Origin of the sequence: Wenyingzhuangia heitensis, from assembly GCF_011762155.1 — a bacterium.
Classification (GTDB): domain Bacteria; phylum Bacteroidota; class Bacteroidia; order Flavobacteriales; family Flavobacteriaceae; genus Wenyingzhuangia; species Wenyingzhuangia heitensis.
Map to the genome: position 1 here is coordinate 270,974 of NZ_JAASQL010000003.1, position 12,529 is coordinate 283,502.

Consider the following 12,529-nt stretch of genomic DNA (forward strand, 5'->3'; position numbering starts at 1 on the left):
ATCTGTTTATTTAAACACAAAATAACAAAACATATAGGAAATAATTCCGAATTACACTTTAACAAAACTCTAAAATGAAAAACAAAATACTATCCTATTTAGTACTTAGCTGCTTTCTTTTCTTCGGAAATCTAGTTGCTCAAAAAAAACAAATATCTATACCTTATAGTACAATAAGTTTAGATGATTTATCTGATTTTAAAAAAACAGGTAAGAATTGGCAGGTAGCCTCTAGCGTTTCTATTGACAGAACTAAAAAGAAAACCATTTTTGCTAAAAAAGGTAAAGGGATATTGGTAAACACCAATGATCAAAAAAAGAACAAACACCTTGTTACCACATTTGAACACGGTGACATTGAACTAGAACTTGATGTAATGATGCCTGTAGGTTCTAATTCTGGAATTTATTTCCAAGGTAGATATGAAATTCAACTATATGATAGTTGGGGTGTTAAAACTCCAAAATATAGCGATATAGGTAGCGTATATCAACGTTGGGACAAAAACAAAGAAAAAGGTAAACAAGGATATGAAGGTACTGCTGCTTCTGTAAATGCAGCCAAAGCTCCTGGTTTATGGCAACACTTAAAAATTATTTTTCACGCTCCAACTTTTAACGATAAGGGAGAGAAAATTAAAAATGCTTGGTTTGAAGAAGTTAGCCTAAACGGAGTTTTAATTGTTGAAAATGCGGAAGTAACAGGACCTACACGTGGAGCTAGTTTTCAAAAAGATGAAAAAGCTATGGGACCAATTGTTCTACAAGGAGACCACGGACCTGTCGCTTTTAAAAACATAAAATACAAACTATATAATAAAGACAGTAAAATAGCTATTAACAACATTAAGGCTACTATTTACGAAAGCAATAAAAAAATTAGTGGAATTAAAGCAATTAACAACTTAAAAAAAATAAAGGATAAAAAAGTAAATGCTATTTCTCCTCTTAAAGATGTACAGAAAAATGCAAAAAACTTAATTGCTTATACAGGAACTTTTACCATTCCTGAAACAGCTAATTATGTTTTTGAAATGAGAGTTTTTGGTGGTGCTTTATTAGCCATAGGAGATGATACGGTTATGAACATAAACCAAAACAATGCCGAAATACCTAACTATGCATTACGTAAACTTAAAAAAGGAGAAGTTCCTTTTACCGTTATATACAATCAAGTAGGTAGATGGGGGAATTCTGGTTTTGAACTTTTTGTTGAAGGAGAAGGAATGCAACGTCATTCCATTCAGAAAAGAAAAATATCTGAAAGAGAAGAAGCAAAAACCTATATGCGTTTTTTAATTATAGATCCACAAGAAAACAATGCTGTTACACAACGTAGTTTTATGATGCACAAAGGAGTTAAAAGATCTCATGCTATTTCTGTTGGCTTTCCTCAAAAAATTAATTATGCATATGATTTAGAAACAGGTTCTTTATTACATGTTTGGAATTTAGGATTTTTAAACGCTACACATATGTGGCACTCTAGAGGAAAAGAACAATTAGGATACCCTGATGGACCTACTATTTCTTTTCATGGAGATGAAGATTTTGCACTTTTAAAAAACGAAAAAGATGCTTGGCCAAAAGAAGACTACAACACCAAAAAACAATTAGCTAAAGGATACCAACACGACACTAAATTAATTCAGAAAGGATACAAAGTAGATACAAATAACAATCCTACTTTTTTAAGTGAACTAAATGGGGCTAACATTAGCAACAAGTTTGTTCCTTCCTCTGATGAAAGAAAATTAAAAAGACAAATTACTACAGATTCTAAATCAGAAATTTGGCATAAATTAACAGATGCTTCTCAAATAGAAATTGGATCTGATGGAGTCTATATTATAGATAATAATTATTATATAGATTTTTCTGGAAATGGAAACATTACTCCTATTATTCGTTCTATAAAAGGAACCAATGAATTGCTTGTTAAAATTCCTGCAGGAAAACAAGCAATCAACTATACTATAATCTGGTAATTTTAAAAAGTCACAAAATGAAAACAATTCATAAAATACTAGCACTTACAAGCGTACTTTTCATCAATCAAGCGGTAGTTGCACAGAAAAAAAACAAAGTACTAAACAAAGCACTTGCAGCTCAAGAAGCTGAATATTACAAAATAGTAGATGTTCCCATTCCCAAAGATATTACACTAGAGGTAGGGGGATTAGCTTTAACAGACGATAATAAACTAGGAGTCTCTACTCGTAGAGGTGAAGTTTGGGTAATTGACAAACCCAATTCTGAACAACCTACTTATAGCTTATTTGCAAGTGGTATGCACGAAGTTTTAGGTTTGGCATACAGAAACAATTCATTTTTTGCCTCTCAACGTGGTGAATTAACAGAGTTGATTGACGACAACAAAGATGGAAAAGTAGATTATTACAAAACTTTTTTCTCTTGGCCGTTGTCTGGTAACTATCACGAATATTCTTATGGACCTAGAGTAGACAAAGATGGAAACATGTTTGTTCACTTAAACGTTACGTGGGCAAACGGTGGACAGAGTTTTTCTAAATGGAGAGGTTGGCTTTTAAAATTTAACAACAAAGGAGAAATGATTCCATTTTCTACAGGATTTAGATCTCCAGCAGGATTAGGTATTATGCCTAACGGAGATATTTTTTATTCAGAAAACCAAGGAGACTGGGTTGGTTCTGGTAGAATAACACATTTAGAAAAAGGTGATTTTGCTGGACATCCAGAAAGTTTAAGATGGACAGATGAACCAAACTCTCCTTTAAAACTAAAACCTTCAGACATTAAATCTGACTACCTTTCTATGTATGAATACGGTAAAGAGTTAAAAGAATTAAAAGCTCCTGCCTTATGGTTACCACATACTATTTTAGGAACTTCTACTTCGGACATTATTTTTGATACTACCGAAGGTGATTTTGGACCTTTTAAAGGACAAATGTTTGTAGGAGATCAAGGAAATAGTAGAATTGTTCGTGTTTCTTTAGAAAAAGTAAACGGAGTATATCAAGGAGCTGCTTTTGGATTTGTAGAAGGTTTTTCTTCTGGAGTTTTAAGAATGATCTGGAGTAACGACAATAGTATGTTTGTGGGTATGACAAGTCGTGGATGGGGATCTATTGGTAGAAAACAATTTGGTTTACAACGTTTAGTTTGGACAGGTAAAACACCTTTTGAAGTAAAAACAATGAAAGCTTTAAATGATGGTTTTGAATTAGAATTCACAAAACCCGTAGACAAAAAAATGGCCAAAGATATTATGAACTACAAAGTAGCTTCTTTTACTTACAAATACCACCAAACTTACGGAAGTCCAATTGAAGAGCTTAAATCTGCAATGGTTCACCATGCAGAAGTTTCTAAAGATGGATTAAAAGTTAAATTGACTATTCATGGTATGCGTTTAGGATATATTCACCAAATTGAAATGCCAAATTTGGAATCTAAATCTGGAGAATTGTTATTACACAATAAAGGATTTTACACTTTAAACGAAGTACCTGGTGGTAAATTAAAATCTGCACACATGGCAATGGCTGATACTCCTAAAAAAGTAATCGACCAACCTAAACGTGCTACAAAAATGCCAGCTTCATGGGGCAAAAAAGGTGCAGATGAAAAAATAGAATTAGGTACAATTCCTGGACTACAATACAACTTGAAAAAAATTACTATAAAGAGTGGATCTAAAATTCAGTTAACCTTAACCAACAATGATGACATGTTACATAACATGGTAATTATGAAACCTGGAGCAGACACTCCTGTTACTGTAGGAAATATGGCACTACAACTAGGTTTAGAAGGACCCGAATTAAGCTATGTGCCAGATACTGATTTGGTGTTATTCCATTCAGGAATTGTTGGACCAGAAAGCACAGAGACTATCTACTTTACAGCTCCAACCAAACCTGGGCAGTACTGGATTGTTTGTACATTCCCTGGTCATGCTTATACAATGCAAACACAGTTAATTGTAAAATAATATTTCTTAATATTAAGAGAATCACAAATAAAAAGACAGCAACCTAGAAATAGGTTGCTGTCTTTTTATTTGCTATTTAAGAAAATTATCAACTCTTATTTTTTAACTATTTGTTTTCTTTTAATTTCTTTTCTATTTAAATAAACATTGTCTATTTTATTGTTTTTAACATCCTCTAAAACTATTAGAGGTCTCTCATCATTATTGACTGTTTTTACATGAAAATTACTTATATAAAACCCGTTTAAATGGCGAGCATAAATTCCCGATGCAGGAATTGGCACTCCTACTTTTTTAAACTCTGGCCACCAATTCCCCAATGTTTCTAACGTATATTCTTTTATTTCTCTTTTTGCATCTTGTTTGGTTCCACCACCAGCAACTGTCATTTGTATGTTGTGCAACTGAACATCTGTAATATCATGATTTGGCATTCCTGTAATAAAAATGGCAGAGTTTACATCTAACTCACTATTATCAGCAATAATACCATCAAACACAAAATTATGCATCGCTTTCATTGGCAACATTTCTAAAGGAGCATCTACTCCTGCTCTTTGTTGGCAAAATGTCATAAAAATAGGTCTTGGTACATTTTTCATTACAATATTAGAAAAGGTCATATTCTTCATAACTCCTCCTTCATTCATTTGAATTTTTAAACCTGAATCTAGAATATCATGAAAAGTACAATTGCTTACGGTTACAGATTCAAAGTCTCCACGAGAAGCCAATCCAATTCTCATGGCTGCCCATTTACTTGTAAATACACAATTGGTAATTGTTATAAATTTACATGGCTTGTCTGGTCTAGAAGTTTGCAAACAAATAGAATCGTCACTTGTGTCAAAAGAACAATTGGCCACTCTAACATTGGTACATCCATCAAAATCTAATCCATCTCCATTGTGATTAATTCTACTTTTAATTTTGATTCCTTCAACTACAATTTCATCACAATACAACCAAGCAGATGTCCATGCAGCAGGATTTTGCAACGTAATATTTCGCATATGAATATCTTTACAGTTTAAAAAACGCAACATCATAGGACGACCGTTTCCGTTTTTTTTATTAAAGTTTTTAGGACTTCCATTCCCATCTATAATTCCATATCCTTCAATGGCGAATGATTTTGCATCACTGGCAAAAATCAAACATCTATCCATATGAGTTTCATTTTTATAAGTATTTTTATGGGTATCAGTAGCATAATCTTTAAAATTTGGACTTCCTAACAACACCCCTCCATTTTCTACCCTAAGTGTTACAAAATCTTTTAAATAAATAGTCCCAATCATTACCGTTTTTCCGGCAGGAATTAAAACAATTCCTCCTCCTTCTTTGGTACAAGCATCAATAGCATTTTGTACGGCTTTGGTGTCTTTGGTCACACCATCTGCCTTGGCTCCAAAATCTATTACATTGTAGGTTTTTGCAAAAACCTGAGTTTGTAAAAACACCATAAAACTTAATAAAAAAACTTTCATTGCTATCTAAATTAAAATTGATGAGCAAAATATAAATTTAGGCACCAATAAAGGGAAACAAATCAATTCTTTTTAATGAACAAATGCATTGTTTTTTTAGTTAACTTACAAAGTAGAATTAGAGATTTACTTAGGAATCATCTATACTAGATATAAAATCATATGTATCTCAATTAAATTAAAGAATATCAATTATTTTAAAGAAGTTTATGTGTTTTTTTAATTAAAACCAATTGCTTTAAGTTTTAGAATAACTTTAGCTTTAGATTCCTTTTAACAAAGAACTATAAATGCCTTATATTTGATATGTAAAGACATTTGTTTGATGGGTTTTTAAAATAAAACATCTTCAAATACTATTAAAATTATGACCTCTGTTTATGTTTAAAAATTACTTAAGACAATTCCATATACTTTCATTATTTGTATTTCTTATTTCTACGTTTTGTTACGCTCAACAAAATGTCATCTTTTCACATTTATCTGTTAAAGATGGGTTGTCTCAAAGTGATATTAACACAATTCATCAAACTAAAAATGGGTATTTATGGTTTGGTACCCACAATGGTTTAAACAAATATGATGGATATAAATTTACACACTACAAACCTAGCAACAAACCAAATTCAATTAGCAGCAATCTAGTTTTTAGACTTACGGGAGATAATGACAATAATTTATGGATCGGTACTACTGGTGGAGGTCTTAATTATTTTGATAGTAAAACAGAAAAATTCACAAATTACTTACACTCTAAAAAGTCTAACAATTCCGTAAAAAGCAATTATATTACTTCTGTATATCACGATTCTAAAAACCGATTATGGATTGGTACCAAAGAAGGATTAGACATGGTAGATTGCAACAAACCTACTTCTAAAGATTCTATTGTTTTTAATCATATAAGCCTACCTGAAAATCATTTAATTAAAAACAAAAGCGTAACTACTATCTATGAGTCTAAATCAGGAGAACTGTATGTGGGAACTATATATAGCCTGTACAAGTTAACAGACCTTAATAATTATATTGAATTTGAATTTTATAAAGACAAAACGAAACCGAGAACAAATCAAATAAAACAAATTACAGAAGACTCTAACAACAGACTTATAGTTGCTTCATCTAATGGAATGTTTATCGAAAAAAAAGGAACCCGAAAACTAAAAAAGTTTTTTTCTGGACCTTGTGTCAGTATTTCTATAGATGCTAAAAACCAAATATGGGTTGCTACTCAAAACGGTCTATTATGCTTTAGAAACGATGACAAACACAAGATCCCAGAACTAATAAACACGTACATAAACAATCCTAAAAACCCAAATAGTATAAGCAAAAACATTGTTACCTCCTTATACAAGGATATTACAGGAATTTTATGGATTGGTACAAACGGAGGAGGTATTAATAAGCTAGACCCACAAAGAAAAAAGTTTAACCATGTTACCCAAACTTCAAACCCTAATAGTATTAGCAACGATAAAGTTAGAGCCATTCTAGAAGACTCTAATAAAACACTATGGATTGGAACCGAAGGAGGTGGGTTAAATTATCAAAAAAACAACTACAATAGCACTAACCCTTTTCTTCAAATTCCCAAAGCAAGCACAAGACCAATTGTTTTAAAAGAATTTAAAACAATTAACAAAAAACTTTTATTAATTGGTGGTGCAAACCCTCCTAACCTTTCTTTTATAGACATTACCAACCCCAACTCTAACTACAACACCAAACCTATTAAAATTAAAGCAGTTACAAATGCGGTTTTTGCAATAACAGTAGACCATTTGAATAATATTTGGGTTGGAACTTATAACTTAGGAGTCTTTTTATTAAAGTATGAAAATGGTCAATTTAAAATTCATAAAAACTTTTATAACACAGGAAATAAAAACCAAATTTCTAATAACATTATTCGAAATATTTTTCAAGATTCACATAAAAACATGTGGTTCGCAACCGGTAAAGGATTGAGTAAATTACCATATTCCGAAATAGAAAAAGAAAACCCAAAATTTAGATCTTACACCCACAATCCTAAAAACAAAAACAGCTTAAGCTACGATTATATTCTATCTATACACGAAACTAAAAAAGGTGAATTATGGATAGGTACTTTTGGAGGAGGTTTGAACAAATTAATATCTGACCCAACAAAGGAACATGCAAAATTTAAATCTTATACAGATGATGATGGTTTGCCAAACAATGTAATTAAAGGAATTTTAGAAGATGATAGCGGAAATTTATGGTTATCATCTAATATGGGATTGACCAAATTTAACCCTGAACAAAGTACTTTTAAAAACTACAATACCTATGATGGATTGCAAAGTAATGAGTTTCAAGAATTAGCTTGTTATAAAAAAGAAGATGGTGAAATGTTTTTTGGTGGTATAAATGGATTTAATTCTTTTTATCCGGAAAACATAAAAGACAATCCACACGCACCACAAACTTTAATTACTAAAATTTCTTTATTTAACAAAAAAATACAAGTAGGTAAAGATTACAACGGAAATATCCTTTTAAAAAATTCGATCAACAATACTAGCAGAATTGAATTTAAACACAATCAAAACAGCATTTCTTTTGAGTTTACAGGAATACAATACTCCTCTCCTCAAAAAAACCAATACGCTTACAAATTATCTGGTTTTGAAGAAAAATGGAACTACACCAATTCTACAATGCGTTTTGCAACGTACACAAACCTATCTCCAGGAATATATACCTTTAGCGTAAAGTCTTCTAATGGAGATGGTATTTGGAATGACAGTCCTAAAAAAATTGTGATAGAAATTACTCCTCCTTTTTGGAAAACTATTTGGGCTTATATTATATATGTATTAATTGTAATAGGATTGTTAATTGCCTTTTGGCGATTTACACTTATTAGAACAGAGCAAAAGCACGAACTAGAATTAGAAACCATAGAAAAAGAAAAATACGAAGAACTACAACAAATGAAAATGGAGTTCTTTACCAATATTTCTCATGAATTTAGAACTCCTTTAACACTAATAAAAGGTCCTTTAGAATATCTTCAAACTAAAATTGGGTTGTTAGATGAAAATGTAGTCAAGCATCAATACCAATTAATGGATAAAAACACTGATTACTTATTACGATTGGTTACACAGCTTTTAGACTTTCAGAAAATGGATAAAGGTCAAATGGGCTTAACCATATACCATAAAAATATTGCTCGTTTTATTAAAGAGATAGCAGAACCCTTTAGGTTTATTAGCGAAAAGAAAAAAATTAAATACACCATACGAACAGAAGAAGAAAAAATATACGCTTACTTTAGTCCAGATGCTTTAGAAAAGGTAATGAACAACTTACTTTCTAATGCCTTTAAATTTTGTCCTGAAAACGGAACTGTAGACGTATATGTATATATCAAAAAAACCTATCATTCAGAAAAACTAACAAAAAAATCGGTATACAATAAATTAGTAATAGAGGTTCGCGATTCTGGATTTGGTATTACAGACTCTAAAAAACAACGTATTTTTAATAGATTTTACAGCAATTCTGCCAAAGAACTAGCCAATCCTACAGGAACAGGTATAGGATTAAGTTATACTAAAAGCCTAGTAGACTTACACCAGGGAACTATTTTTGTAGTAGATAACGAATGGGGTGGTTCTACATTTGCGGTAAATTTACCACTCGACAAACAAGCCTATTTAGACAAACCTAATATTGAGCTTGGTACCGAAACAGACAATGTAAACACAACAACTGCATACGTATCATCTTCACATCAGGTTTCTGTTCAAGATCAAGAAAAAGACGAACAAATGATTGGAAAACGCTCTGAACTGCCAATTGTTTTAGTAGTAGATGATAACAAAGATATTAGATCATTTATAAAACAATCTTTAAAAGATAAATACAATATACTAGAAGCCGAAAACGGTTTAAAAGGATATGAACTAGCCAAAAAGCAAGTCCCTAATATTATTATTAGTGACTATGTAATGCCAGAAATGGACGGAGCTGAATTTTGTAAAAAATGTAAAGAAACCTCAGAAATAAGCCATGTTCCCTTTATTTTATTAACCGCTAAAACGTCACAAGACAATCAATTTGTAGGTTTAGAAAGTGGTGCCGATGATTACATTACCAAACCTTTTAATTTAGAGTTACTACAACTAAAAATTAAAAATATTATTGGCAAAAGAGACAGCCTAAGAAAACGTTTTAACCAAGAAATTATTTTAAAACCTGAGGATGTTACAGTAACCTCTGCCGATGAAATTTTCTTAGAAAAAGCCATGGAAGTTGTAGAGAAAAACATGATGAATACTGAGTTTAGTGTTGAAATGTTGGTGAAAGAAATGAGCGTTAGTAGAAGTAATCTATACCTAAAACTGAAAGAAATCACTGGTTTATCTTCTAGTGAATTTATTAGAAGTATTCGATTAAAAAGAGCTGTGCAATTGTTAGAAAAAAGTGATTTATCTGTAAAAGAAATCATGTACATGACTGGATTTAATAGCCCTTCTTATTTTGCCAAATGTTTTAAAAAACAATTTAACATGACCCCTAGTGACTACATTAACAAAAATAATCTTGGAGTTAACGAAGAATAAGTAAAAAATAAATTTCAAATAAAAAAGCATCTCTAGTTTTAGAGATGCTTTTTACTTTTTTAACAACCAAACCGTTATTTAGATTTGGTTAATTCTTTGTTTTCTTTAGCTATTCTTGCTTTTTGTTTCATACTCAACCCTTGTCTGTAATACACATCTGTATCGTGGTTAACTCTGTGTTGTTTCATTTCAGGATCATCTATGTCTTGACTTAAGTCACAATCAAAACGTACCAATTTAGAATGTATTTTTCCTCTACCTCCTAAGTTGATAAAATGTGAAATTCCCCAAGTAATTCCTCTACCATCCTTAGTATCAGTAAACGCATCTGCAACAAAAGGAGCAGCAGCATATGGCATTAGTTCTGTAATTGATGCTATTTCAAAATTAACTCCATCTTTTGCGTACTGAATGGTATTGTGTTCATTTCCGTCTTTATAAACCAATGCAGCAATTCCTTGTTTAAACGGAAATAAAGAAGTTTCGTGACCTGATGAAATTACAGGGTTTAAAGGGCTTTTTGTAAAAGGACCTAAAGGATTATCTGCCGTAGCCAGTCCTTGCATTCTAACCCAATGTGGTTTTACTCCTGTATCAGACTTGTAATACAAATAAATTTTTCCTTTGTACACCAACGGATATGGATCGTGAATAGAATACTGATCCCACTCTCCTTCTTCTCCGTTAGGAATTACAATTTTATTATAAGGAGTCCAAGGACCATCAGGAGAATCTGCATAAGATACTGCTACAGGACAATCATCTCCTCTTTTTCCGCTTGCTTCCATAAATCCTTGATAATACAAATAGTATTTCCCTTTCCACTCTAAAATATCTGTAGTGGTAACTGCTCTCCAACCTACAATCGGTTTTTTGGGTCTTTTAATAGCCACTCCTTGCTCTTCCCAGTTAAAACCATCTGTACTGGTTGCATACCAAATTTCTGCCAAATCCCAGTCAGATGACGGAATGGTATCATTACTTTTTTTAGCTCCCTGAGGAGGAGTTGATGTATGTCTGTATGTATACCAAACGTAATATTTATTGTTGTGAAAAACAATTTTAGAAGGATCTCTTCTACTTATTGTACCGTCACCATCGCTATAATTAAACCCTTTTAATTCTGTGTATTTAAACTGAGAAAACAATTCGTTCTCCTCTGGTTTTGGAGCTGCATAATCATCATACAAACGTTCCATAGCCGCACTTAACTCCCTGTCTGGTTTTTCATCTGGCAACATAAACGGAAATGCTTTTGCTGACTCGTTATTTTTTTCTTTTTCTGCTGTACCACAAGAAACCAACAAGAGTACAAAGTACATTGTTACTCCTATTACATAGTTTTTTTTCATCATTATTTTAATTCTTATTTGTTTTTAAAACTCCCTCTATTTAGTAAAGGATTTTAAAGATACCTTTTAATTTAAAAACCGTAGACACAAAATAACCATGTTTATATATTGTCTAGTTTGATGAGATTTTAAACTTTTAAATATCTATTTTTAAAAACACATGTATTTAACTATATTAGCATAAATTAAAACATTATTATCATTTGAAAACCGACCAAACTTCAAAAAAAATTGTTGTTTCTCTAGAAAAAATTGAGAAAAAAGAACATGCTTCATTTCACACAGGAGTATACAAACAGCAATATTTTAATGGAAACTGGCATTATCATCCAGAGTTTGAGCTTTTATTAATTAAAGAAGGGGCTGGAACTCGCTTAGTAGGAGATCATGGTGAAAAGTTTGAAGTAGGTGATTTGGTGTTACTAGGAAGTTTTTTACCTCATGCTTGGATTACTGACAACAACTACTTAGAAGAACATCCAAATAAATTTTGTGAGTCAATTTATGTACAGTTTAAAAAAAATATTTTTGGGTCTAGCTTTGTTAATATTCCCGAATTAAAAGGAATTAGAAAAATATTAAGACTATCCTCTAGAGGTTTAAAAATAGACGGACAATACAAAAATCAGATTATTTCTTTATTAGAAGAAATGCCTAAAGAAAATGCATTTAATCAATTAATTAAGCTTTTAAAAATTTTAAATCTAGTTAGTATAAGTGATTATTCCATTTTAGCATCGGAAAACTATTTAACTGAAAATTTTCAGTTTAAATCTCATAGAATGTTAAAAATCCATGAATATTTAATGGAAAACTACAATCAAAACATAGATATTAAAACCTGTGCAGAAATGGCTAATATGACATTACCTTCTTTCTGCAGGTATTTTAAAAATGAAACTAAAATGATTTTTTCTGATTATTTAAATCACATCAGAATAGATTTTTCCAAAAGATTATTAACCAATACGGACATGGCTATTAAAGAAATTGGATACGAATGTGGCTACAATTCTGTTCCTTATTTCAACAAACAATTCAAAAAAATAGTAGGAGAATCTCCTTTTAAATTCAGAAAAAGTAGTAGAGAAATTACAACCTAAC

6 protein-coding genes are annotated in these 12,529 nt (G+C 31.3%); 4 read left to right on the plus strand and 2 right to left on the minus strand.

Annotated features, from left to right (window positions below; all coding sequences use genetic code 11):
- The first annotated feature begins 74 nt into the window (after positions 1-74).
- A complete protein-coding gene (locus FHR24_RS11980) occupies positions 75-1,988 on the plus strand; it encodes a family 16 glycoside hydrolase (RefSeq protein WP_167189001.1) in 1,914 nt (637 codons plus the stop codon).
- A gap of 17 nt (positions 1,989-2,005) precedes the next feature.
- On the plus strand, positions 2,006-3,979 hold the full coding sequence (locus FHR24_RS11985) for a sulfocyanin-like copper-binding protein (protein WP_167189004.1): 1,974 nt from the start codon (positions 2,006-2,008) through the stop codon (positions 3,977-3,979).
- A gap of 95 nt (positions 3,980-4,074) precedes the next feature.
- On the opposite strand, the gene FHR24_RS11990 is transcribed toward FHR24_RS11985, so the two are convergent.
- Complete coding sequence (locus tag FHR24_RS11990) at positions 4,075-5,469, minus strand: glycoside hydrolase family 28 protein (protein ID WP_167189007.1); 1,395 nt, start codon at positions 5,467-5,469, stop codon at positions 4,075-4,077.
- Positions 5,470-5,849: 380 nt separating this feature from the next.
- Between FHR24_RS11990 and FHR24_RS11995 the strand changes: the two genes are divergently transcribed.
- Complete coding sequence (locus tag FHR24_RS11995; RefSeq protein WP_167189009.1) at positions 5,850-10,073, plus strand: hybrid sensor histidine kinase/response regulator transcription factor; 4,224 nt, start codon at positions 5,850-5,852, stop codon at positions 10,071-10,073.
- A gap of 74 nt (positions 10,074-10,147) precedes the next feature.
- Here FHR24_RS11995 and FHR24_RS12000 read toward each other — a convergent pair whose 3' ends face one another.
- Positions 10,148-11,428, minus strand: a complete 1,281-nt coding sequence (locus FHR24_RS12000; RefSeq protein WP_167189012.1) for a glycoside hydrolase family 117 protein — start codon at positions 11,426-11,428, stop codon at positions 10,148-10,150.
- A gap of 200 nt (positions 11,429-11,628) precedes the next feature.
- On the opposite strand from FHR24_RS12000, the gene FHR24_RS12005 reads away from it, so the two are divergent.
- Positions 11,629-12,528 carry an AraC family transcriptional regulator gene (locus FHR24_RS12005; RefSeq protein ID WP_167189015.1) on the plus strand — a complete coding sequence of 300 codons (900 nt, stop codon included), beginning with the start codon at positions 11,629-11,631 and terminating at the stop codon, positions 12,526-12,528.
- Position 12,529 lies beyond the last annotated feature (1 nt).

What these genes read in the sequence shown, in the direction of transcription:
- FHR24_RS11980 (WP_167189001.1), top strand. Translation starts at nt 75, where the DNA reads ATGAAAAACAAAATACTATCCTATTTAGTACTTAGCTGCTTTCTTTTC.
- FHR24_RS11985 (WP_167189004.1), top strand. Translation starts at nt 2,006, where the DNA reads ATGAAAACAATTCATAAAATACTAGCACTTACAAGCGTACTTTTCATC.
- FHR24_RS11990 (WP_167189007.1), bottom strand. Translation starts at nt 5,469, where the DNA reads ATGAAAGTTTTTTTATTAAGTTTTATGGTGTTTTTACAAACTCAGGTT.
- FHR24_RS11995 (WP_167189009.1), top strand. Translation starts at nt 5,850, where the DNA reads ATGTTTAAAAATTACTTAAGACAATTCCATATACTTTCATTATTTGTA.
- FHR24_RS12000 (WP_167189012.1), bottom strand. Translation starts at nt 11,428, where the DNA reads ATGATGAAAAAAAACTATGTAATAGGAGTAACAATGTACTTTGTACTC.